The sequence below is a fragment of the Vibrio sp. 5S239 genome (assembly GCF_041439575.1).
Lineage (GTDB): Bacteria > Pseudomonadota > Gammaproteobacteria > Enterobacterales > Vibrionaceae > Vibrio > Vibrio kanaloae.
Genome location: NZ_JBGOOM010000004.1, coordinates 75,353 through 98,539 on the forward strand (window position 1 = coordinate 75,353; position 23,187 = coordinate 98,539).

A 23,187-nucleotide genomic window follows, 5' to 3' on the forward strand; every position below is an offset into this window, starting at 1 on the left:
TTTGGTCGCTATTTAACTAACGCTATTTGATAACACGAAGGCTTGGACGGCCTTTTGCTGGGCGAGGTGGCTCAGAATCTGAGTCAGGCTCTTCAGCATCTACGTCTGCCGTCGCTACGCTCAAAGATGGTCCTTTTTCTGCCTCTTCAAAAGGAGCTTCTTCAATCCCTTCTTCAAACGTTTCCATGTAGGCCTCTTCAGGTTCAAACATGGTACCAGCACCATTCTCACGAGCATAAATTGCTTGTACTGCGTAAAGTGGCACAATCACAGAGTGTGGACGACCGCTAAAGCGAGCACTAAATGTCACAGCTTCATTACCCAGTTCGAGTTGTCCAACCGCACGAGGCGCAATGTTCAAAATGATCTGACCATCTTGAACAAACTCTTCTGGAACTCGTACACCCGGCAAGGTTGCTTCAACAACAAGGTGTGGAGTCAGTTCGTTATCAACCAGCCAGTCGTAAAATGCACGAAGCATATATGGTCGGCGTGGTGTCATATTTGAAATATCCATAACGCTTAGCGAACCAGTCGCATCTCACGCTCAGCTTCAGTTAAAGACGCTAGGAATGAATCACGTTCAAAGACGCGGTTCATGTACACTTTAAGCTCTTTAGAACCTGGGCCAATCAGTTCGATACCAAGCTCGGGTAAACGCCATAGTAGCGGAGCTAGGTAACAATCAATTAAGCTAAACTCTTCGCTCATGAAATACTCATATTCAGCAAAGATAGGAGCAAGAGTCAGTAGGTCGTTGCGCAGTTTAACGCGAGCTGCTTCAGATTCTTCAGCATTGCCTTTAACTACCTTCTCTGCAACTGAATACCAGTTACGCTCAATTCGGTACATCATTAGACGGCTATTACCACGAGCAACCGGGTATACAGGCATCAATGGTGGATGAGGAAAACGCTCATCAAGATATTCCATAATGATCTTTGAGTCATATAGAGCAAGCTCACGATCAATAAGAGTAGGTACTGATTTGTACGGGTTCAATTCAACAAGCTCTGCTGGGAGATTTTTCTCATCAACCAACTCAACTTCAACACTTACGCCTTTTTCAGCAAGAACAATGCGCACCTGATGGCTATACATATCAGAGGCACTTGAGAAAAGAGTCATCACAGAACGTTTATTGGCAGCTACAGCCATGGAGCCCTCCAGTACACTTTAAATAAAAACAATGGAGGCCTAAAGCCTCCATTGAACATTAACATAATTTGGAAATTAGCGAGGCATTATAGCACAATTAGTGCACATCACGCCAATACTCTTTCTTCAGCAAAATCACGATGATAGTGAAGATTACTAAGAAGGCCATTACCCACCAACCCATAGCGTGACGCTCAAGTTGAACAGGGTCACCTGAGTAAACCAAGAAGTTAACAAGATCACGAACTGCTTCGTCGTATTCACCAGTACTGAGTTCGCCAGAGCCGTCAGTTTCAGTACCAACAACCACTGTTACCTCTTCGCCATCTACCATATGAGTATCGTAGATTGGCGTTGGAATACCTTGCAGCTCTTCAAGAACATGCGGCATACCAACACTTGGGAAAACAATGTTGTTCACACCAAATGGACGAGACGGATCTTCATAGAAAGTACGAAGGTATGTGTATAGCCAGTCAGCACCACGCACACGAGCCACCAAGGTTAGGTCAGGTGGCGGAGCACCAAACCAACTTGCCGCTTGTTCTGATGGCATAGCGTTAATCATTAAGCTACCGACTTTCGCTTCCGGATCGAAAATCAGGTTTTCCTTCATTAGATCGACAGGGATCTCTAAATCATTCGCAACACGCTCATAGCGTTGGTACTGCGTTGAGTGACAAGCGAAACAGTAATTCATAAACAGCTTAGCGCCGTTTTGCAATGAAGCTTTGTCAGTTAAATCATTGTTCGCTTTGTCTAATGGTACGTTTGCACCCGCTGCCATCGCCAGTGACGGCAACATAGCAAATAAAATTACAATCCACTTTTTCATTTGAATGTCACCCTTTCTGGTAATGGTTTCGTCACTTCATTTTTACTGTAGAACCACAGTAGAACGAAGAACATGAAGTAACCTAAGCTAAATATTTGAGCCAGTAACGTATACGTTGGCGTTGCTGGAAGCGCACCAAGTATACCAAGGGCAATAAAGCTTATTGTGAATTGGATGATATTAATTAAATGCAGTTTGCTACGGTAACGGTAAGAACGCACTTTACAACGGTCGAACCATGGCAGTAGGAATAGCACCACAATAGATGCCCCCATTGCTAAAACACCTATCAGCTTATCAGGAACAGCACGAAGTACAGCATAGAACGGTGTGAAGTACCAAACTGGAGCAATATGCTCTGGTGTTTTCAGTGGGTTTGCAGCTTCAAAGTTAGGCGGCTCAAGGAAGTACCCACCCATCTCTGGGTTAAAGAACAGTACATAACAGAACAAGAATAGGAAGCCAGCAACACCAACCATATCTTTCACAGTCCCGTATGGGTGGAAAGGGATAGAGTCGATGATGTCGTATTTCTTCGTGTAATCCTTGTGGAATGGGAACTGAGTTTTATAGTCGTCGCCCATTGTACCTTTAGGAAGCTTAGTTTCGATACCGTCAGGGTTATTCGAACCAACTTCGTGCAGCGCTAGTACGTGAAGTACGATAAGCAGCAATAGTACGATTGGTAGAGCGATAACGTGCAGTGCGAAGAAACGGTTCAGCGTTGCACCAGAGATGATGTAGTCACCACGGATCCACAGCGTTAGGTCATCACCAATAACAGGGATTGCACCAAATAGAGATATGATTACCTGAGCACCCCAGTAAGACATTTGACCCCATGGTAGTAAGTAACCCATGAAAGCTTCAGCCATAAGTACTAAGAAGATCAACATACCGAAGATCCAAAGTAACTCACGAGGTTTTTGATAAGAACCGTAGATTAGACCACGGAACATATGCAGGTAGATAACGACGAAGAATGCCGAAGCGCCCGTCGAGTGCATGTAACGCAGTAACCAACCGTATTCCACATCACGCATGATGTATTCAACAGATGCAAATGCGCCATCGCCAGATGGTACGTAGTTCATTGTTAGCCAAATACCGGTAAGGATTTGGTTAACCAGTACCAACATTGCTAAAGAACCAAAAAGGTACCAAAAGTTAAAGTTCTTAGGCATTGGGTATTCAGATAAGTGCTTTTTATAAGCATTCATCGCGGGTAGACGTTTCTCTACCCAATCAAGAAGTCCTTGCATTATGCGTCTCCCTCGTCCACACCGATCATGATCTTAGTGTCACTCAAATACATATGCTTTGGCACCACAAGGTTCAACGGTGCCGGTACACCTTGGAATACTCGGCCTGCCATATCAAACTTTGAACCATGACAAGGACAAAAGAAACCAGACTTAACACCCTGAACTTGCTCTGCGAAAGAATCAGGCAAATAAGTAGGAGAACAACCTAAGTGTGTACAGAAACCAACAGCAACGAAGAATTCCGGCTTAATCGAACGGAACTCGTTCTGTGCGTATTCTGGTTGTTGTTCAGTTTCAGATTGAGGATCACGAAGTTGACCACCGATCGACTTTAGGTTCTCAAGTACCGATTCAGCTCGGCGTACAACCCATACAGGCTTACCTTGCCACTCGACACGAACCATTTGTCCCGGTTCTAACTTACTGACTTCCACTTCCACCGGTGCACCTGCAGCTTTCGCCTTGGCACTCGGGTTCCATGATTTTATAAAAGGCACGGCTACAGCAGCTGCTCCTAAACCACCAACAACGGCTGTTGTTGCGGTTAAGAAACGCCTGCGACCGTTATTTAAAGGCGCGTTGCTCATCCAAACATTCTCCCATTTGCTCTTTATGGATTGAAATCATTCCGATTAAAGAGCATGGCTAACAAAATATGTATTTAGTTCTATTTATTGACGGCAAATGATAAATAAAACCCTACTTTTTGACAAGATAAAGCTACCTTTTTGTAACAATCATGAGGCAAAGCGCACATTGGGTTACAAAAGCTTTCAAAATATAAGAATTTGGAAATAAAACGAGGGATGGAAAGCATTTAGAGGGGGGTATAAAAACAAAAAGCCCGGCATATAGCCGAGCTTTGAACCACAATTCCAGTAATAAAACTGAGAGCGTGTGCTTTTTCGTAAAGAAAAATTAACGCTTAGAGAATTGAGGTTTACGACGTGCTTTACGTAGACCAACTTTCTTACGTTCAACGCAACGAGCGTCACGCGTAACATAGCCAGCTGCACGTAGAGCAGGACGTAGAGTTTCATCGTACTCCATAAGAGCGCGAGTGATACCGTGGCGGATTGCGCCAGCTTGACCAGAAATACCACCACCAGAAACGGTGATGTAAAGGTCAAGTTTCTCAGTTAGTTCAACTAGCTCAAGAGGTTGTTTAACAACCATACGAGAAGTTGGACGACCGAAGTAAACATCAAGGCTACGCTTGTTGATTACGATCTCACCAGAGCCTGGTTTGATGAAAACACGAGCTGCTGAGCTTTTGCGACGACCAGTGCCGTAGTATTGATTCTCTGCCATTGTCTTAATCCCCTTAGATGTCTAGTACTTGTGGCTGTTGAGCAACATGGTTGTGCTCAGCACCAGCGTATACTTTTAGCTTACGGTACATTGCGCGGCCTAGAGGACCACGTGGTAACATACCTTTAACAGCTAGTTCGATAACCATCTCTGGCTTCTTGTCGATCAGCTTTTCAAAAGTGATAGACTTAAGACCACCTGGGAACTCAGAGTGACGGTAGTAAACCTTACCCTTAGCTTTGTTACCAGTTACAGCAACTTTCTCAGCGTTAACAACGATGATGTAATCACCAGTGTCTACGTGAGGAGTGTATTCTGCTTTATGCTTACCACGAAGGCGAGAAGCGATTTCACTTGCTAGACGGCCAAGAGTTTTGCCTTCAGCGTCTACAACATACCAGTCGCGTTTTACAGTTTCTGGTTTAGCAACGAAAGTTTTCATGCTAATAATTACCTATTTAAAAAATTTACACTTAAGGAATACTCGCGTATTCCCACTGTCTAAGAGTTACCATTCATCACCCCTTCGAGTGTTGGAAAACTCTTGGCATAACGTGATTTTACTCATCGCTAGAGGCCCGCAGTAACGGTAGGTCGCAGGATTATAGAGAAGAGCGAAGAAAAAATCACCTCTTTTTGAACAAAATCACGATTTTTTTAATTCTATTTCTTATTCGAGATAATCAGAGCTAACTTAAGTGTTCTTTTGCCAAATATTCATGGCTCTGCATTTCGATTAAACGCGACTGACAACGTTTAAATTCAAACTCTAGCTGGCCATGGGTATACAATTTTTCTAGCTCCACTTCCGCTGAAATAATCAATTTCACGTTGCGCTCATAGAACTCATCCACTAACGCAATAAAGCGTCTTGCTGCATCATCTGAAGTCGCGCCCATTTGCACAACATCCGCCAACAGAACGGTGTGATAAACCCGAGATAGTTCTATATAGTCATTTTGGCTACGAGCCGACTGACAAAGCTGAGCGAAAGTGCCGTGTAAAACGCCATCACTCACTTTAATGACATCCAGTTGACGGTGATTGACCTCAATCTGTGTGAACTTTTCTTTATCGTCGCCAACTAACTGGGCGTAATATTTTTCGAGATTGATATTCGCTTGGCTATCCAGCGGGTAATGATAAATTTCAGCCTGCTCTAAAGTACGTAGACGATAATCAATGCCGCTATCAACATTAAGAATGTGGCAGTTATCTTGAATAAGTTTGATAGCAGGTAGGAAACGTGCTCGCTGCAAGCCATTACGATACAAATCCGCAGGCGGAATGTTTGAGGTAGCAACCAAAATAACATTTCGAGCAAATAACTCTTGGAACAAGGTGCCTAGGATCATGGCATCCGTAATATCTGAAACGAAGAATTCATCGAAACAGACAATATCCGCTTCTTGCTTAAACTTATCCGCAACTAAAGGCAATGGATCACTGACATTCCCGAGCGCTTTTAACTCGTCATGTACGCGATACATAAAACGGTGGAAGTGAACTCGCATTTTTTTAGTGGTTGGTAGTGCGTCGTAAAACGTATCCATTAGATAAGTTTTCCCACGCCCGACACCGCCCCAAAAATAGAGACCTTTAGGTGGCTGTGGTAATTCTGTTTTTTTGCCCAGTAATTTTTGAAATCGAGTCAGTTGAGGAATGGGCGTATTCATGTAATTTTGGAATTGATGAAAAAGTTCATCTAAAGATTTAACAGCTTGCTCTTGTGCTGGATCTCTTTGAAATCCATGTTCTTTTATATCTTGTTCGTATTTTTTAACGGGATTCATGACGATATTTCCACAATGAAAGCGACATCAGACAGCGAAGAAAAATGCACCTAAACAGTATGAGAGACCATGATATGCGGCGAATAAATCAGCATAAAACTGCTAGGTAGCGCACACGCATTTCTCTTTATACTGCGGCTTTCTCATAGTACCATGGAGCAGTATCACGTGTAACCAAGCAGTAATAAACATGTTAAAAAACAATAATAAGGAGCTGTTATGTCTTGGATGTATGCCGTTGCCGGTTTACTAGTAGGAGTTATTTTAGGAGTCGCTATTTCTCGTTTTATGACACCGGAATACAAAAAGCAAAAGAACGTACAGAAAGAATTAGATAGCGCAAAGTTTGCCCTTGAACAGCAACGACAAGAGCTTGCTGATCACTTTGCGAAATCAGCAGAAATGTTAGATACCTTAGGTAAGGACTACACGAAACTGTATCAACACATGGAGAAAACAAGCTCAGAGCTAATCCCAAACATGCCCGAACAAGACAACCCATTTGTAAAAACAGCCGCTGCTCATTCGGATAGACCACAAGATAAGCCTTCAATTAAGGAAGCGACACTTGAGGAACAACCTAAAGATTACGCCAATGGTGCAACGGGTTTATTTAAAGAACAAAAGAAAGAGATCATTGATACTCCAGATGTTGTTACTGCAAAAGCATCGTAAACATTTAACACTTCAGTGAACTTTACAAAGGTTTTTGAGTCATAACTTTCACTCAGGTCACTTGAAACTTCTCATACTTATACCAAATATGAGAGATGTAAGACCTTAACTAGAGAGGAGTTTATGATGAAAAAACCTTTGCTTGCTTTATCAGTACTGACCTTAAGCTTAAGTTCAATCATCACCCCAATTCAAGCGACAGCTGCACTTCCCCTAAATGTCGGTAATGAACAGTTACCGAGTTTGGCTCCTATGCTTGAGCAAGTTACCCCCGCTGTAGTGAGTATTGCCGTCAAAGGCAAACAGGTACAACGTCAGCGAATCCCTGAACAATTTCAATTCTTTTTTGGTCCAGAACAAACACGAGAGCGGCAGTTCCGTGGGTTAGGTTCTGGTGTCATCATTGATGCTAAGAAAGGCCATATCGTGACCAATTACCATGTAATTAATGGTGCCGACGATATCAAAGTAAAACTTCATGATGGCCGAGAGTACGATGCCGAGCTCATCGGTGGCGACCAAATGTCTGATATAGCATTACTCAAATTGGAAAAAGCCAAGAATCTCACCCAAATAACAGTCGCAGACTCAGACAAGTTGAGAGTCGGTGACTTTAGTGTGGCGATCGGTAACCCATTTGGACTTGGGCAAACGGTGACATCAGGTATTGTTTCTGCACTAGGTCGTAGCGGTCTAAACCTAGAAAACTTTGAAAACTTCATCCAAACGGATGCCGCGATAAACAGTGGTAATTCTGGTGGTGCACTGGTGAATCTTAACGGTGAACTGATTGGTATTAACACCGCCATCCTTGGTCCGAATGGAGGTAATGTCGGTATCGGTTTTGCTATTCCATCCAATATGATGAAAAATCTAACAGAACAGATCCTCAATTTCGGTGAAGTAAAACGCGGCATGCTTGGTGTTCAAGGCGGAGAAATCACCTCTGAGTTAGCAGAAGCGCTAGGGTATGAATCCAGTAAAGGTGCCTTTGTCAGCCAAATTATCCCCGACAGCGCCGCAGACAAAGCAGGTCTCAAAGCGGGCGATATTATTGTTTCTATCAATGGCAAGCGTATTGATACCTTTAGTGAGTTAAGAGCTAAAGTGGCAACCTTAGGTGCAGGCAAGCAGATTGAACTTGGTGTAGTTCGTGACGGAAAGCGTAAGAGCTTTGATGTAACCCTTGGTGAATCGAGCAATAGTAAAACACAAGCAGAAAAGCTCCATGAAGGACTTGCCGGTGCAGAGCTTACTAACACAACAGAAAGTGACTCAGCAACGGGCGTTAAAATATCGAGTGTAGCTCAGGGCTCACCAGCAGAAGCGTACCAACTGCTCAAAGGCGACATCATCATTGGCGTAAACCGTCAACCAATTAAGAATCTTGCTGAATTTAGAGAGCTCCTTGAGAAACAACCAGGCATATTGGCGCTTAATATCCAGCGAGGCGATAGGACTATTTACCTCGTTATTCGATAGTTATACGTCAGCGTAATAACAGGGAGGCTCAGTAAGTTTGCTTTAAACTTACTCAGTCTCCCTTTTCTTTAGATGAATCAAAATGCTATGCTTCATTAGGATGTGTGATCTTTCTAGCTGATTTTGACAGCGAAAGACCGACACGCCCTAGTAATCAAGTCAGTCATCCATCTACGGATGCTTCATACCTTACTTGTCGAAGAGGGAAACATGCTGTCCTTTCTATTTCGTTCTATTTCCCTTGGACTCGTTTCAGCGGTGCTTATTCTTCTCGTATTTCCAAGCTTAAGGCCAGCGATTGTTTCTGATGTTACAAGCCCTAAAGTCGATAATATTACCTCGCTTCAGATTTCGTTTAACCAAGCTGTACGCCGCGCAGCACCTGCGGTAGTAAATATTTATAGCCGTAAGTATGCAGAAAGCGATCGCAGTAAGCTGCTCACTCAAGGTTTAGGTTCTGGAGTTATTGTCAGCGAAAAAGGTTACATCATTACCAACTTCCACGTTGTTGCTCAGGCTGACCAAATTGTAGTAGCACTTCAAGATGGACGCGTAGCCGCCGCGCAACTTGTCGGTTCAGACAAACGTACCGATATCGCGATACTTAGAGTCAGCGGTGATAACCTACCGGTGATTCCACTTAACCCCAATTACAACGCGAATGTCGGGGATGTGGTACTGGCTATCGGCAATCCGTACAACCTAGGTCAAACGACAACCTTTGGTATCATCTCGGCAACAGGCCGATCGTCAATCAGTGCAGACGGTCACCAAGCCTTTATTCAAACCGATGCGGCAATTAACGAAGGTAACTCAGGTGGGGCATTGGTGAACTCACAAGGTGAACTAGTCGGCATTAATACAGCTTCCTTCCAACAAGCCACCGATATGGAAACCTACGGAATCTCTTTTGCGATCCCCTATCCACTTGCTAATAAAATCATGGAGAAGATCATCGCTGATGGTCGTGTCATTCGTGGCTATATCGGCATCGATGGGCAAGACATCAATTCAGTCACATCACGTTTGCTTGGAACTAAGAATATTGGCGGGATTGTTGTATTAGGCATAGATCCGAACGGCCCAGCGGCCGATGCTGGGTTTGAAGCACAAGATATTATTGTCAGTATCAACAATACTCAAGTTAATGGCCGTCAGAGTGTTATGGACATCGTGACTGATCTGCGACCGGGCACAGTCATCGATGTCGGCGTATTACGACAAGGTGAAAGCAAGACACTTAAGGTCACCATAGCCGAAGACACGCGCCTGTAAATCAAGTATCACACTTAGCCGCTGTCTACACGGTTTGTCTTATCTATAGAGTTTGTTTTATCTACACAGCTTAATGAGCTAGAACACATAGACAAAAAACCCAGCTCAAGCTGGGTTTTCTTTTATCAATCATGACATCACACGGCCATTTTTTTATGACTCGCTTGGGTCATCGATATCGATGCGAGTCACTCTCTGCAATCCTCTCGGCAATAAGCCGCCACGACGACCACGCTCACCTCGGAAGTTTTCAAGATCCGCAGGTTTTAAGCCAAGCTTACGTTTACCCGCGTAGATTGTCAGCGTTGCATTCTCTGGGATAGCCATCAAATGCGATACAAACTCTTCGCGCTCTTTTGCTTTCGCAGAAGGAATATTGATGATCTTATTACCCTTACCTTTAGTTAGTTGAGGTAAGTCTTTAATCGGGAACAACAACATACGCCCTTGGTTCGTAATCGCTAAGATCTGGTTACTGTCCAAGTCAGCAATCGGACTTGGCATCATCACTTCAGAAGCTTGTGGCAAGTTCACCAACGCTTTACCGCTCTTGTTCTTAGAAAGCAGATCGCCCCCCTTACAAACAAAACCGTATCCGGCATCGGAACCGACTAACCAGAGCTGCTCATCCTCACCCATCACCACTTGACGGATAGAGGTACCAGGGCTAACGTTCAAGCGACCAGTAATAGGCTCACCTTGGCTTCGTGCCGACGGTAATGAGTGTGACTCAAGGGAGTAACTTCGGCCGTCACTACCCAAGAACACCGCTTGTTGGTTACTCTTACCCTTAGCACTTGCTAAGAATTTGTCACCAGACTTATAGTTTAAGCCTTCAGCATCAACCTCATGCCCTTTAGCATGACGAATCCAGCCTTTCTCAGACAACACAACCGTGATTGGTTCGCTTGGTACTAAGTCGCGCTCTGTTAGTGCTTTGGCTTCTGCACGCTCAATCAATGGTGAGCGACGGTCATCGCCATACTTTTCAGCATCCGCTTGAATTTCTTTCTTGATCAGCGTGTTTAAACGACGCTCAGAACCCAATAGCTTTTCAAGCTTATCACGCTCTGCTTCTAGCTCTTCTTGCTCGGCACGAATCTTAAACTCTTCTAACTTGGCTAAGTTACGAAGTTTTATATCTAAGATAGCATTCGCTTGTGTTTCCGTAATATTGAAGCGGCTCATCAATACAGGACATGGCTCGTCTTCTGTACGAATGATCTCAATCACTTCATCAATATTCAGGTAAGCCACCAGCAAGCCTTCTAAGATGTGCAGGCGAGCGAGTACCTTATCGAGTCTGTATTGCAAACGACGGCGAACCGTTGTACGACGGAATTCAATCCACTCTTTTAGGATTTGAACCAGACCTTTAACTTGAGGGCGACTGTCTAAACCAATCATGTTCAAGTTAACGCGGAAGTTCTTCTCTAGATCCGTCGAAGCGAACAAGTGACTCATCAGTTGATCACAGTCGATACGGTTCGAACGAGGAACCACGACGATACGCGTTGGGTTCTCGTGATCCGACTCATCACGCAGATCGTCAACCATTGGTAGCTTTTTAGCGCGCATCTGGTTAGCGATTTGCTCAAGTAGCTTAGCGCCTGACACTTGATGAGGCAGAGCGGTGATAACAATATCAGAGCCTTCTTTGTGCCAAACAGCGCGCATCTTGATGCTGCCTCGGCCAGTACGGTAAATCTTTTCAATATCCGATTTCGGCGAGATAATCTCTGCTTCCGTTGGATAGTCAGGACCCTGCACGCTTTCCATGATGTCCGATAGCTCAGATTTAGGGCTATCGATCAACTTAATGGTTGCCTCGGCAATCTCACGCACATTGTGTGGTGGAATGTCGGTTGCCATACCTACCGCGATACCCGTGATACCGTTCAGTAAGATATGAGGCAGACGAGCTGGCAGCATTTGTGGCTCTTTCATCGTGCCATCAAAGTTAGGTTGCCATTCAACCGTACCTTGGCCTAACTCACTCAGCAAAACTTCAGCAAACTTAGACAGTTTCGCTTCGGTATAACGCATTGCGGCAAATGATTTCGGATCATCCGGAGCACCCCAGTTACCTTGACCGTCTACCAATGGGTAGCGGTAAGAGAACGGCTGTGCCATCAATACCATCGCTTCGTAACAAGCAGAGTCACCGTGTGGGTGATACTTACCTAGTACATCACCAACGGTACGTGCCGATTTCTTATATTTCGATGCGGCCGATAGACCAAGCTCAGACATCGCGTAGATAATACGGCGCTGAACGGGCTTCAAGCCATCGCCGATATAAGGCAATGCACGATCCATGATCACGTACATTGAGTAGTTTAAGTAAGCGTCTTCGGTGAACTTGCGCATAGGCAATTGTTCAACGCCATCAAATGTAATTTCGTTAGACATCCATTATACCTCGGCCATATCACCGTTAGTCTGTAGCCATGTACGGCGATCATCTGCACGTTTCTTACCAAGCAGCATGTCCATCATCTCATTGGTCGCTTCGCTGTCATCAATGGTTAATTGAACAAGGCGACGAGTATTTGGATCCATGGTGGTTTCGCGCAACTGAAGTGGATTCATTTCACCCAGACCTTTGAATCGTTGCACGTTAATTTTGGCTTTCTTCTGCGATAGTCGCTCAAGCACACCATCTTTCTCTGCGTCATCAAGTGCGTAGAACACTTCTTTACCGCAATCGATACGATACAGAGGGGGCATTGCCACATAGATGTGCCCTTCTGCAACCAAAGCAGGGAAATGGCGAGTAAACAGTGCACAGAGCAGTGTCGCGATATGAAGACCATCCGAGTCTGCATCGGCAAGGATACAAATTTTACCGTAACGCAGGCCTGACAAATCATCATTGTCAGGATCAATACCCAAAGCAACCGAGATGTCGTGTACTTCTTGTGAAGCCAATACTTGGTCAGCAGATACTTCCCATGTATTTAAGATCTTACCGCGAAGTGGCATCACTGCTTGGAACTCACGGTCACGCGCTTGTTTCGCAGAGCCACCCGCAGAGTCCCCTTCCACGAAGAAGATCTCAGTGCGGCTTAAATCCTGAACCGAACAGTCGGTAAGCTTACCCGGCAGTGCTGGGCCTGACGCGATCTTTTTACGTACAACCTTTTTGCTCGCGCGCATACGGCGGTGCGCATTAGCAATGCAAGCTTCAGCTAGTTGTTCTGCTAATTGTGGCTTTTCATTCAACCAGAGGCTAAACGCGTCTTTTACGACACCAGAAACAAAAGCTGCAGTTTGACGAGAAGATAGACGCTCTTTTGTTTGACCAGCAAACTGCGGATCTTGCATCTTCACCGATAGTACGTACGAACAACGGTCGAAGATATCGTCACCGGTTAACTTCACGCCACGAGGCAGAAGGTTACGGAATTCACAGAACTCACGCATTGCATCAAGCAGGCCTTGGCGGAGACCGTTTACGTGTGTACCACCTTGTTTGGTCGGTACTAAGTTCACGTAACTCTCGGTGATCATTTCACCGCCTTCTGGCTGCCAGATGATCGCCCAATTCGCCATTTCCGTTTCAGCAACAAACTCACCGACATACGGGTCTTCAGGCAGTAAGGTGTAACCTTTCACTCCCTCTGCAAGATAATCTTTTAAACCATCTTCATAGAACCATTTGTGTTCTTCACCACCCACTTTGTCGACAAAGGTGATTTCTAAACCAGGGCAAAGTACTGCTTTCGCTCGTAGGTTGTTGATAAGGCGAAGTGTCGAAAACTTATGGCTATCGAAGTATTTAGGATCAGGCCAGAAATGTACGGATGTACCACTGTTACGATTGCCGCAAGTACCTGTTACGGTCAGTTCTGTTACGGCATGACCACCTTCAAGTGCGATCTCGTGAACCTGGCCTTCTCGGCGCACAGTCACTTCAACGCGTTTTGAAAGTGCGTTTACAACCGAGATACCGACACCGTGTAAACCACCAGAAAACTTGTAGTTATTGTTTGAGAATTTACCGCCGGAGTGGAGCTTAGTTAGGATCAACTCAACACCAGAAATCCCTTTTTCAGGGTGAATATCAACGGGCATACCACGGCCGTCATCAGTAACTTCTAGCGATTGGTCTGCATGAAGCACAACTTTAATTTTCTTAGCGTGTCCTGCTAATGCTTCATCGACCGAGTTATCAATGACTTCTTGGGCAAGGTGGTTCGGTCTTTCTGTCTCGGTATACATTCCCGGGCGGTGTCGCACAGGATCGAGACCTTCAAGTACCTCGAGGTCTTTTGCATTATATTGTTCAGTCATAATACGGAGTTTACTCAAAAAGTTTGCGTCAGTTCACTGGCTCTAGTTTCACTAAAGCAGAATCATTACTATGAACCGTCATAGTAGAGCGAACGAGCGAAGTATTGGGGAATATAGTCTGGAAGCTGAGTAATGATGTCAAGCTAGTTCAAAAACTAAGACATCAAACTATGATATTTCACCATTGATAGATGAAATAACAGGCAAACAAGAGAAAATCGATCAGCCAGTGAAGCAGATTATAGCTTTAGAAAGGTGATAATTTGTTGTGGGTAGCGCTCAAAATCAACAAAGCTATGATCTCCACCCTTTTCTACTGTTTGTGTTGCACCTTGGTACTTCTCTATCGCTTGTCGGTAATCCAGAACTTCGTCTTCCGTTTGTTGAAGTAACCAGAAGTCACTCGGTTTTTCGAGAGCCGGAACCTCTAACGCCTTCAATTCCTCGATATGTTTTGCTTCCAGTACATATCGTTCATCTGTGTAAGGATTTACTTGCTCACCCAAATAATCAGCAAGAAGCTCATAAGGTCTCACCGCAGGGTTAACAACCACCGCTTTAAAACCATAGTGACTATTAAGCCATGTTGAAAGGTAGCCCCCCAACGAACTGCCGACTAATGCTATCTGGTATTGATCTTTATACTGTTCCACCAACTGCTGCAAATGAAGTGCTGCTTGCTGAGGGAAACTCGGCAGCTGAGGTGCAATCACCTTAATATCAGCACGATGCTTTGCACAGTAGTCAGCCATCACTGTCGCCTTGTGAGAACGTGATGAGCTGTTAAATCCGTGAATATAGAGAAGCAGCGGTGGCTTAGCTGTTTGCTGATTAGAATCAGACATTAATAGCCTCCTACATCGTTAGTCACTGGCATCAATAACCAGCCGCATCGAAATCAGGTAAAAATTGTCCATGAGGCAGGCGACGAACTTGCGTGCTTACCGTGCCGTCTTGATGTAATTCAATCTCTCTCCAGCCTGGAGACAAAGTATCCACCGCAAAGTCATTCGAGTTGGGTTTGAATTGCACACAAGTCGACGGGGTTGCCATAACTTGTACACCATGATGATCTCGATTCATGTCCTGATGAACGTGTCCACAAAGTACGGCTTTCACATTAGTATGCTGTTGGACCACATCCCAAAATTGCTCTGCATCTTTCAGGTTATGTTGATCCAGCCATGCACTGCCAACCAATAGCGGATGGTGGTGTAAAAGAACCAAGGTATTACGTTCAGGGAATTCCGACAATTTTCGCTCTAGCAGATCAAGTTGCTGATCACTGAGGCGCCCGTGCGGCACACCAACCACTTGTGAGTCCAGCATCACCATCTGCCAGTTATCGCCTAGCAAGACGTGCTCAACACACTGTATTTGTGGTGATGGTAAAACACTGCCCATATTAGGCTTGAAGTCATGGTTTCCTGGCAGCCAGTAACATGGCTTTTCCAAAGGCTGAATTCCTGACTCAAATTTCTGGTACGATTCAGCACTGTGATCTTGAGATATATCACCGGTTGCCAGAATCGCTTGATAGTCAAAGCCTTGACTAACAATGCCATCGACTACAGCACGAAAGCTATCTTGAGTGTTGATGCTTAATAAGCTGCCGTTGCTCGGTGCAAACAAATGCGTGTCCGTTAGCTGAACAAGCTTAATACTGCTCTCATCAAATTTTGAAGTGTGTGATAATTCCAAAATAACAAATCCAGATACGTTACTGTTTAGACTTTAAAGTGTGCTTTAAATAGGCTCAATTAAAAAGTAATTGGGGCTCGACTGATACCGGTTTTTAAACAAAACGTTAACCATTCCCCAAGAAATTTATTCAATTGGAACTTCTCATCCTTTTGCAGAAGCTTAGCGTTGGGGTAGTCATACTTCGCTTTGACTCGTGAAAAGTCTCCACTAGCGCACACTTCTGCAACTCGAGCGTCGTGATATAGCCTGACAGACATTTTTGGCAAAGGAAACACTGGCATCGCGTCACTCTGACATATGTCTATTAATGTGGTGTATTTTGTGACCTCATTCACTGTCAACTGATAAACCATATTAACGGCTTGATAGCAGCGAACGTCACCAACCTCATGCCCTACCGGTAACAGAGCATTGAGCTTGGCGTAGTTCGTCTCATAAACTCGCATCAACTCAGCAAGATCAACATGATACGGCTTTTTGACCGCTATATTTGGCATGACGTTAATCTACCCACTCTGACTGTAATTCTTGGTAGTTCAATTGCAGCCACTGTAGCGCAATGATCGTGGCTCCATTTTCAAACACACCGTCTTTTACTAACTGATAAGCGGCTTCGCGACTCATCACTTGTACACGAATGTCTTCACCTTCGTAATCCAACCCGTGTACCCCTTTGGCTGTGGTTGCATCAACACAGCCAACAAAAACATCGAGCTTTTCTGAGCAGCCACCAGATGAAGGGTAATACGAAGTAATAGGTAGTACAGATCCGACTTCGACTCCCGCCTCTTCCATCGCTTCTCGACGAGCAACGTCTTGCGGAGGCTCATCCGTATCAATAATTCCAGCAACGATTTCGTATTGCCATGGGGTCTCATGCTCTAAAGCACCAACGCGAATCTGTTCAACGATCACGACTTCATCGCGCACAGGATCATAAGGTAGCAAAGCGGCAGCATGACCACGCTCAAACATCTCACGTTCTATTGGTTGGCTCCAGCCTCCCTCAAACAGTCTATGTCTAAATGTATATTTAACCATTTTGAAAAAACCACGAAACAGCGTCTCTTTTGAGACTATTTCCACATCTTGCGGAGTAAACTCATGTCGTTGCTTGTCATACTGTTGCATTTGGTACCTCGCTAAGTGATCTTTACAGTTTACTCATTGTCCGAGTTAACTACCAAGGATAAGGTTCAACTTTTTGTATAAAATTTATAATTAAAGTTAAGTTTAAAAAAATAAATATTGCACAAGTGGACAGTTAATTGTAAAAATGTGCAAAGTTTCGAGTAAATCACCACCAAACTGGGTTAAACTCTTTTAAAGAAAATTCTATGAAAGGCAGGAATGGGAAAATGAAAAAACTGCTTCCACTATTTATCAGTGCAGCAATTGGCAGCCTGAGTTCGTCAGCTTTCGCTGATACGCTAGCTGAAGTTTACGACCAAGCAAAACAGAACGATCCACAACTTCTTCGTTCAGCAGCGCAGCGCGATGCCGCTTTTGAAGCAGTAACGTCAAGCCGTAGTGATTTGTTACCACAAATTAATCTAACAGCGAACTACGACATTAACCGTGGTGATAGAGATACCTCTGGTACAGGTAGCTCAAGTATTGATAACAACACTTGGGGAGCAGCGATCGGCTTCACTCAAGAGCTTTATCAACGCTCTTCATGGATCACGCTAGATACAGCAGAAAAAACGGCTCGTCAATTTGATTCAGCTTACGCGGCCGAACAACAAGCTTTGATCCTTCGTGTTTCGACAGCATACTTCGAAGTACTTCGAGCTCAAGATAACCTAGAGTTTGTTCGTGCAGAAAAAGCAGCAGTTGCTCGTCAACTAGAACAAACTAAGCAGCGTTTTGAAGTGGGTCTTTCAGCAATTACCGATGTACATGATGCGCAAGCTCAATACGATGGCGTTTTAGCTGATGAAGTTCTTGCAGAAAACGACTTAACGAATAGTTACGAAGGTCTACGTGAGATTACAGGTCAGGAACACGCTAACCTAAGCATCCTAGATACGGATCGCTTCTCAGCAAGCAAATCTTCTGACTCTGCAGTGGCACTTGTAGAACAAGCTGAACAAAAGAACCTTAGCCTACTCGCTGCACGTATCTCTCAAGACGTAGCAAAAGATAACATTTCTCTAGCAAGCTCAGGTCACTTACCAAGCTTAACGTTAGATGGTAGCTACTCCCTGTCAGATCAATCAAACAGCTCTCAAAATTATGATCAAGACAACCTAAATCTAGGCTTAAACTTAGTTGTGCCTCTATACACGGGTGGTAACACAACTTCTTTGACTAAACAGGCTGAATACAACTACGTTGCAGCAAGTGAAGATCTAGAAGCAACTTACCGTAGCGTTGTAAAAGACGTACGTGCATTCAATAACAACATCAGTGCTTCAATTGGTGCTCTGCGCGCTTACGAACAATCTGTGGTTTCAGCTCAATCTGCTCTAGAAGCAACAGAAGCCGGTTTTGATGTTGGTACTCGCACTATCGTTGACGTACTGGATTCGACTCGTCGTCTATACGATGCGAACAAAAACCTTTCAGATGCTCGTTACAACTACATCCTAAGTGTACTTCAGCTTCGCCAAGCGGTTGGTACGCTAAGCGAACAAGACATTGTTGATGTAAATGCAGGTCTAAAAGTAGCAAGCAAGTAATTATAAAACCCTAATTAAAGACTCTAATGAGAGTCTTTAATAAAGTGATTAGATTACAGTTACAAAAATGCCGCTCATTGAGCGGCATTTTTTTTATTGATAAAAAGCTATAGCTTAGAAGCTAAAAGACAGAACGTTAGCCTCGACCACCTTTGATCGCTTTGATGATTTCAGTCGTAGAGCAACCATCTTCAAAGTTAAGCACTTTCACTTCACCACCAGCCGCAATCACTTCCGCACCACCCGCGATCTCTTCAGGTTTGTAATCGCCACCTTTCACTAGAATGCTTGGTAGTACCTCAGAGATCAAACGTTGCGGTGTATCTTCAGAAAACGGAACCACCCAATCAACCGCGCCTAAGCCAGCCAATACCGCCATACGACGATCAGTTGGATTGACAGGGCGACCTGGCCCTTTTAAGCGTTTCACTGACTCATCAGTATTTACTGCAACGATCAAACGATCACCCAATTCAGCAGCATGGTTCATGTAAGAAACATGGCCGGCATGCAGAATATCAAAGCAACCATTGGTCATAACCACTTTCTCGCCTTTCGCACGAGCACGTTTCACCGCTTCAACCAATGCAGCTTCAGAGATCACGCCGTAGTCTGTATCTTGGCTACCGTGAATCGCTTCCGCTAACTCAATCGTCGACAGCGTCGATGTACCTAACTTACCGACTACCACTCCAGCTGCCGCATTTGCTAACGCACACGCCTCATCCAGTGGTTTGCCCGCAGCAACTGAAGCCGCCAATACCGAGATAACGGTATCGCCAGCCCCCGTCACGTCATACACTTCTTTCGCTTGAGTCGGCAAGTGGAATGGTGCCTGACCTTTACGCAGCAGTGTCATACCATGCTCACTACGAGTCACCAACAAGGCTTCAAAGTCATACTTCTCAATCAAGGCTATACCCTTCTCGATGAGATCTTCTTCTGACTTAACCTTTCCTGCCACCAGCTCGAATTCCGACATATTTGGCGTAAGCAGAGTCGCACCACGGTAGCGTTCTAAATCGGCACCTTTGGGATCGATAAAAACCGGAACGTTCGCAGCACGTGCTTTTTGAATAAAGCTCTGCACATGCTCCAAAGCGCCTTTTGCGTAGTCAGATAGGATTACCGAACGTACATTAGGAAGTGCTTGTTCCATGCGAGACAAAATAAGTTCAGGATCCGTGTTCTCAAATTTCTCTTCAAAATCAAGACGAATCAACTGCTGACCACGGCTCATCACGCGCAGTTTGGTAATCGTTGGGTAATCTTTCAACTCAACAAAATCACACTTAACCTTTAAAGCAGCCAAGGTATCTTTTAACACCTCGGCTGGTTCATCTTTACCAGTTAAGCCAACAACATGAGCATGGCCACCAAGAGAAGCAATATTCATTGCAACGTTGGCAGCACCACCTGGACGCTCTTCGTTATTTTCTACTTTTACAACAGGGACAGGTGCTTCTGGTGAAATACGGCCAGTTGGGCCATACCAGTAACGATCAAGCATTACGTCACCGACAATAAGAACACCTGATTGGCTGTAGTCAGGTAGAATTGGTTTCATTGTTGAACTCCAAAAATCGAATCTGGCTAGAGTCTAGCACACCGATTACAGTGGCTAAAACATATAAAAATGAGTAAAGCCTATCTCTATAGGCACTGCGAAAGATAAGCAAAAGACAACTTATACTTCCATCCATTGCTTCCAAGCTTGAACCACATGTTCTCTTTCCATTTCGAACTTATCAATCGCTACGTCTGCATCCAGGTTAAGTAAGTTTCGATGGTGAATTTCATCACGCAACGTTGTATAGGCATTGATCAGTGCCATACCTTGTTGCTCGTCCATAATCCCTTGCGACAGCAAACTTTCAAAGATTCTCACATTGTCGCACCAGCGAGTGAGTTTCGGCTTTTCATTACTGTATCGCAGCACTAAGTATTGCGCTAAAAACTCAACATCAGTAATCCCACCCGCATCTTGCTTAAGCATGAAACGACCGGATTTTTTACCACCTAGATGACCACGCATTTTTTCACGCATATCAACAACCGACTTTTTTAAAGTGGCTTCGTCACGTGGAAGACACAACACCTCATGACGCGTTTTATTGAACGCTGTAGCCAACCGTTCATCTCCGAAAATCATACGGGCGCGAGTCAAAGCTTGATGCTCCCAGGTCCAAGCGTCCTTGTGTTGGTACTCATCAAAGGCATCTGTTGGGCTAACCATTAGACCAGAGGCACCCGAAGGACGCAGGCGAGTATCCACTTCGTATAAAATCCCAGAAGCGGTTCTGGTTGAGAAAATATGAATAATACGCTGTGCCAACCTAAGGTAAAACTGACGTCCATCGATCTCTTTCTTACCATCAGTATAGATATCAACAGGACAGTCGTGCATGAATACGATATCGAGATCGGAATTATAGCCAAGTTCCCAGCCTCCCACTTTGCCATAGCCAATAACTGCAAACCCACGACCTTCGCGGTCTTTCACATGAGTTGGTTCACCAAACTTCGCTGACACCTGTAACCAAGCTTGATTGACACCCGCTTCGACAATCGCTTCTGCTAAATACGTCAAGTGGTCACTCACCTTCATGACAGGTAGAGCACCCGCAATATCCGCGGCTGCAATTCTCAATATACAGGTCTGCTTAAACTGACGCAGGCCTTCCATCTGCTGCTCCATATCATCTTCAGGAATACGAGCAAGATAATCACGTAATTCTGTCTTGTAAGACTCAAGCGGCACTGGGTTATAGAGCTGCTGAGGGTCGATAAGTTCATCAAGCAGGATTGGGTAACGTCCAAGCTGCTCAGAGATCATTGGGCTGGCGGTACATAATCGAACTAACTGAGTCAGTGCAGCAGGGTGTTCATCTAATAGCTCGAGATAGGTGGTACGCGTGACTATTTTGTGCAATAAATGCAATACCCGAGACAAACCAAACTCTGCATACTTATTGGTATACAGAGCTTGAAAGACTTTAGGCATTAAACGATTTAAGACCTCCCTCCCACGTGGACCAAGGGTTTTCTTAGCAAGGTCAGCTTTAAACTGAATGATCGTTTTCGCCGCTTCTGGTGGGCTAACTACTGCGATGTCGTGTTCTAAGACATGCTCAATCACATCGGGTTTATGAGCCATATCCCACAACTCACTGAAGTAACTCGCGACGGGGTTCGCATCCTCTTCTTCCATCCCAATAAGATCTTCAAATACGGTATGTACATTCGCCATATGTGCACGAGTTGCAGTAATCAAGCTATCCCAATCAGCAAATTGCATCGCAACAGCAAGCTGCAGTTGTTCATGCTCACTATCTGGTAAGGTTTGAGTTTGCTTGTCAGCCATCGCTTGTAATAGGTTTTCAAGTCGACGCAAGAACACATAAGCATTGCGTAAATGGTCAACCTCTTCGGCCTCTAATAACTGAAGAGATTCAATAGCACTTAACGTTTTCAACAAGCCTCGACTACGAAGACTCGGTTCGCGCCCACCACGAATTAACTGAAAGACCTGAGCAATGAACTCAACTTCACGAATACCACCAGAACCAAGTTTAATATTGTTTGATAAACCACGACGACGTACTTCACTGCTGATCATCGACTTCATCCGGCGAAGAGACTGAATCGCACTAAAGTCAATATAACGACGGAACACAAATGGCCGCATCATCTGGCGTAATTCTTGGTATTCGGGGTACATTTCACTACCCATCACTCGCGACTTAACCATCGCATAACGTTCCCAATCACGGCCTTGTTCCTGATAATAGTCCTCAAGTGCGGCATAGCTCATCACCAATGGGCCACTCTCACCAAACGGACGCAAACGCATGTCAACTCGATAACAGAATCCATCAAATGTTTGCTGATCAAGCGCCTTGATAATACGCTGGCCTAAACGAGTAAAAAACTGCGCATTGGCGATACTACGTCTTGCGCCTTGCGTTTCACCATTTTCAGGGTAAGTAAAAATCAGGTCGATATCAGAAGAGAAGTTGAGCTCACCGCCACCTAGCTTGCCCATACCAATGATCAGCATCGGCTGCGCTTCACCTTGTTCGTTGCAAGGCGTCCCCCACTCCTTACAGCAAATATCGTACTGCCATTGATAGGTTTCGAAGATCATCGCCTCAGCCAACATCGATAAATGATTTAAGCTCTGCTCTAACTCCCAAGACCCCATGAAGTCACGCCAGGCGATATAAGTCATTTCTCGATTACGGAACTGACGCAACACATGTTGACCACTCATTTCATCTGCGCAACCAGACAACAATTCGGCCAATCGCTCACGATAGCCTTCAGCTCGCTCTTCACATGACAACATGGCCGGTAAGGTGTTAGATAAAATCGTATCACGTTGTAAGCTATCACCAATAAAACAGCTCAAACCCAATACATACTTAAGGTCGTCAATCAATGGCTCGGGCCAATGATTAATGGCTTCACTTTGATGTTCTAACAATTGCTCAAAAGCAGACTGCGAATGAGTGACGAGTTGAGAAGGCAATAGCATGTTTCTTCCTTGTATTAGCTGCGCGCTGAACAGTCAGTTCTGCTCTTAAATAAATAGTATTAACAGCAGAGTATTAATAACTAAAGATAAGTTATACCAAAGTTACGCCAATAAAAAACGCCCACATGAGTAATGTGGGCGTTTTATCGGTGAACTTATCGAGTTAAGCCTT

20 protein-coding genes are annotated in these 23,187 nt (G+C 44.6%); 4 read left to right on the plus strand and 16 right to left on the minus strand.

From position 1 onward, the window contains the following. Window positions 1-22: 22 nt before the first annotated feature. The 8 genes from sspB to zapE form a co-directional block, all read right to left on the minus strand. Window positions 23-517 (minus strand): ClpXP protease specificity-enhancing factor, encoded by a 495-nt coding sequence (gene sspB / locus ACED48_RS04955; protein WP_032547888.1) that lies wholly within the window; start codon window positions 515-517, stop codon window positions 23-25. Between the two features lie 5 nt (window positions 518-522). Continuing rightward, window positions 523-1,158, minus strand: coding sequence for a stringent starvation protein SspA (sspA, locus tag ACED48_RS04960; protein ID WP_017056033.1), 636 nt, complete (start codon window positions 1,156-1,158; stop codon window positions 523-525). A 97-nt stretch (window positions 1,159-1,255) separates the two neighbouring features. Next, the gene (locus ACED48_RS04965; protein WP_017056032.1) at window positions 1,256-1,993 is read right to left on the minus strand and encodes a cytochrome c1; all 738 of its coding nucleotides are present in this window, start codon (window positions 1,991-1,993) and stop codon (window positions 1,256-1,258) included. Beyond that, complete coding sequence (locus ACED48_RS04970; protein WP_017056031.1) at window positions 1,990-3,255, minus strand: cytochrome bc complex cytochrome b subunit; 1,266 nt, start codon at window positions 3,253-3,255, stop codon at window positions 1,990-1,992. Before ACED48_RS04970 ends, ACED48_RS04965 begins: the two co-directional genes overlap by 4 nt. Beyond that, a complete protein-coding gene (gene petA / locus ACED48_RS04975; RefSeq protein WP_017056030.1) occupies window positions 3,255-3,845 on the minus strand; it encodes a ubiquinol-cytochrome c reductase iron-sulfur subunit in 591 nt (196 codons plus the stop codon). The genes ACED48_RS04970 and petA overlap by 1 nt, the downstream gene beginning before the upstream one ends. Before the next feature lie 331 nt (window positions 3,846-4,176). After that, window positions 4,177-4,569, minus strand: a complete 393-nt coding sequence (rpsI, locus tag ACED48_RS04980; protein ID WP_004740758.1) for a 30S ribosomal protein S9 — start codon at window positions 4,567-4,569, stop codon at window positions 4,177-4,179. A gap of 13 nt (window positions 4,570-4,582) precedes the next feature. Then, on the minus strand, window positions 4,583-5,011 hold the full coding sequence (rplM, locus tag ACED48_RS04985; RefSeq protein WP_017056029.1) for a 50S ribosomal protein L13: 429 nt from the start codon (window positions 5,009-5,011) through the stop codon (window positions 4,583-4,585). 247 nt (window positions 5,012-5,258) lie between these two features. Further along, on the minus strand, window positions 5,259-6,362 hold the full coding sequence (zapE, locus tag ACED48_RS04990) for a cell division protein ZapE (protein WP_017056028.1): 1,104 nt from the start codon (window positions 6,360-6,362) through the stop codon (window positions 5,259-5,261). Window positions 6,363-6,581: 219 nt separating this feature from the next. Between zapE and zapG the strand changes: the two genes are divergently transcribed. The 3 genes from zapG to degS all read left to right on the plus strand — a co-directional run bounded on the left by zapG (window position 6,582) and on the right by degS (window position 9,794). Beyond that, window positions 6,582-7,037: a Z-ring associated protein ZapG gene (zapG, locus tag ACED48_RS04995; RefSeq protein WP_017056027.1), complete on the plus strand. Its 456-nt coding sequence runs from the start codon at window positions 6,582-6,584 to the stop codon at window positions 7,035-7,037. A gap of 126 nt (window positions 7,038-7,163) precedes the next feature. After that, window positions 7,164-8,519 carry a DegQ family serine endoprotease gene (locus ACED48_RS05000; RefSeq protein ID WP_017056026.1) on the plus strand — a complete coding sequence of 452 codons (1,356 nt, stop codon included), beginning with the start codon at window positions 7,164-7,166 and terminating at the stop codon, window positions 8,517-8,519. A 210-nt stretch (window positions 8,520-8,729) separates the two neighbouring features. Next, on the plus strand, window positions 8,730-9,794 hold the full coding sequence (gene degS / locus ACED48_RS05005; protein ID WP_017056025.1) for an outer membrane-stress sensor serine endopeptidase DegS: 1,065 nt from the start codon (window positions 8,730-8,732) through the stop codon (window positions 9,792-9,794). A gap of 153 nt (window positions 9,795-9,947) precedes the next feature. Here the strand turns inward: degS and parC are convergent, their stop codons facing one another. The 6 genes from parC to nudF all read right to left on the minus strand — a co-directional run bounded on the left by parC (window position 9,948) and on the right by nudF (window position 16,925). Then, window positions 9,948-12,206, minus strand: a complete 2,259-nt coding sequence (parC, locus tag ACED48_RS05010; protein ID WP_017056024.1) for a DNA topoisomerase IV subunit A — start codon at window positions 12,204-12,206, stop codon at window positions 9,948-9,950. A 3-nt stretch (window positions 12,207-12,209) separates the two neighbouring features. Further along, the gene (gene parE, locus ACED48_RS05015; RefSeq protein WP_017056023.1) at window positions 12,210-14,090 is read right to left on the minus strand and encodes a DNA topoisomerase IV subunit B; all 1,881 of its coding nucleotides are present in this window, start codon (window positions 14,088-14,090) and stop codon (window positions 12,210-12,212) included. Between the two features lie 239 nt (window positions 14,091-14,329). Further along, the gene (yqiA, locus tag ACED48_RS05020; RefSeq protein WP_017056022.1) at window positions 14,330-14,935 is read right to left on the minus strand and encodes an esterase YqiA; all 606 of its coding nucleotides are present in this window, start codon (window positions 14,933-14,935) and stop codon (window positions 14,330-14,332) included. A 31-nt stretch (window positions 14,936-14,966) separates the two neighbouring features. After that, complete coding sequence (gene cpdA, locus ACED48_RS05025) at window positions 14,967-15,791, minus strand: 3',5'-cyclic-AMP phosphodiesterase (RefSeq protein WP_017056021.1); 825 nt, start codon at window positions 15,789-15,791, stop codon at window positions 14,967-14,969. Window positions 15,792-15,850: 59 nt separating this feature from the next. Further along, window positions 15,851-16,291, minus strand: a complete 441-nt coding sequence (locus ACED48_RS05030; protein WP_017056020.1) for a DUF1249 family protein — start codon at window positions 16,289-16,291, stop codon at window positions 15,851-15,853. 4 nt (window positions 16,292-16,295) lie between these two features. Continuing rightward, window positions 16,296-16,925, minus strand: a complete 630-nt coding sequence (gene nudF / locus ACED48_RS05035) for an ADP-ribose diphosphatase (RefSeq protein WP_017056019.1) — start codon at window positions 16,923-16,925, stop codon at window positions 16,296-16,298. 227 nt (window positions 16,926-17,152) lie between these two features. Between nudF and tolC the strand changes: the two genes are divergently transcribed. Beyond that, window positions 17,153-18,478, plus strand: coding sequence for an outer membrane channel protein TolC (gene tolC, locus ACED48_RS05040; RefSeq protein WP_017056018.1), 1,326 nt, complete (start codon window positions 17,153-17,155; stop codon window positions 18,476-18,478). Window positions 18,479-18,614: 136 nt separating this feature from the next. On the opposite strand, the gene hldE is transcribed toward tolC, so the two are convergent. Both hldE and glnE read right to left on the minus strand, forming a co-directional pair. Then, entirely contained in the window at window positions 18,615-20,045 is a 1,431-nt protein-coding gene (hldE, locus tag ACED48_RS05045; protein WP_017056017.1) for a bifunctional D-glycero-beta-D-manno-heptose-7-phosphate kinase/D-glycero-beta-D-manno-heptose 1-phosphate adenylyltransferase HldE, read from the minus strand. Between the two features lie 120 nt (window positions 20,046-20,165). After that, entirely contained in the window at window positions 20,166-23,015 is a 2,850-nt protein-coding gene (glnE, locus tag ACED48_RS05050; protein ID WP_017056016.1) for a bifunctional [glutamate--ammonia ligase]-adenylyl-L-tyrosine phosphorylase/[glutamate--ammonia-ligase] adenylyltransferase, read from the minus strand. Between the last annotated feature and the right edge of the window lie 172 nt (window positions 23,016-23,187).

Excerpts from the sequence above, each read along its gene's own strand:
- sspB (WP_032547888.1), bottom strand. The coding sequence starts at position 517 with ATGGATATTTCAAATATGACACCACGCCGACCATATATGCTTCGTGCA.
- sspA (WP_017056033.1), bottom strand. The coding sequence starts at position 1,158 with ATGGCTGTAGCTGCCAATAAACGTTCTGTGATGACTCTTTTCTCAAGT.
- ACED48_RS04965 (WP_017056032.1), bottom strand. The coding sequence starts at position 1,993 with ATGAAAAAGTGGATTGTAATTTTATTTGCTATGTTGCCGTCACTGGCG.
- ACED48_RS04970 (WP_017056031.1), bottom strand. The coding sequence starts at position 3,255 with ATGCAAGGACTTCTTGATTGGGTAGAGAAACGTCTACCCGCGATGAAT.
- petA (WP_017056030.1), bottom strand. The coding sequence starts at position 3,845 with ATGAGCAACGCGCCTTTAAATAACGGTCGCAGGCGTTTCTTAACCGCA.
- rpsI (WP_004740758.1), bottom strand. The coding sequence starts at position 4,569 with ATGGCAGAGAATCAATACTACGGCACTGGTCGTCGCAAAAGCTCAGCA.
- rplM (WP_017056029.1), bottom strand. The coding sequence starts at position 5,011 with ATGAAAACTTTCGTTGCTAAACCAGAAACTGTAAAACGCGACTGGTAT.
- zapE (WP_017056028.1), bottom strand. The coding sequence starts at position 6,362 with ATGAATCCCGTTAAAAAATACGAACAAGATATAAAAGAACATGGATTT.
- zapG (WP_017056027.1), top strand. The coding sequence starts at position 6,582 with ATGTCTTGGATGTATGCCGTTGCCGGTTTACTAGTAGGAGTTATTTTA.
- ACED48_RS05000 (WP_017056026.1), top strand. The coding sequence starts at position 7,164 with ATGAAAAAACCTTTGCTTGCTTTATCAGTACTGACCTTAAGCTTAAGT.
- degS (WP_017056025.1), top strand. The coding sequence starts at position 8,730 with ATGCTGTCCTTTCTATTTCGTTCTATTTCCCTTGGACTCGTTTCAGCG.
- parC (WP_017056024.1), bottom strand. The coding sequence starts at position 12,206 with ATGTCTAACGAAATTACATTTGATGGCGTTGAACAATTGCCTATGCGC.
- parE (WP_017056023.1), bottom strand. The coding sequence starts at position 14,090 with ATGACTGAACAATATAATGCAAAAGACCTCGAGGTACTTGAAGGTCTC.
- yqiA (WP_017056022.1), bottom strand. The coding sequence starts at position 14,935 with ATGTCTGATTCTAATCAGCAAACAGCTAAGCCACCGCTGCTTCTCTAT.
- ACED48_RS05030 (WP_017056020.1), bottom strand. The coding sequence starts at position 16,291 with ATGCCAAATATAGCGGTCAAAAAGCCGTATCATGTTGATCTTGCTGAG.
- nudF (WP_017056019.1), bottom strand. The coding sequence starts at position 16,925 with ATGCAACAGTATGACAAGCAACGACATGAGTTTACTCCGCAAGATGTG.
- tolC (WP_017056018.1), top strand. The coding sequence starts at position 17,153 with ATGAAAAAACTGCTTCCACTATTTATCAGTGCAGCAATTGGCAGCCTG.
- hldE (WP_017056017.1), bottom strand. The coding sequence starts at position 20,045 with ATGAAACCAATTCTACCTGACTACAGCCAATCAGGTGTTCTTATTGTC.
- glnE (WP_017056016.1), bottom strand. The coding sequence starts at position 23,015 with ATGCTATTGCCTTCTCAACTCGTCACTCATTCGCAGTCTGCTTTTGAG.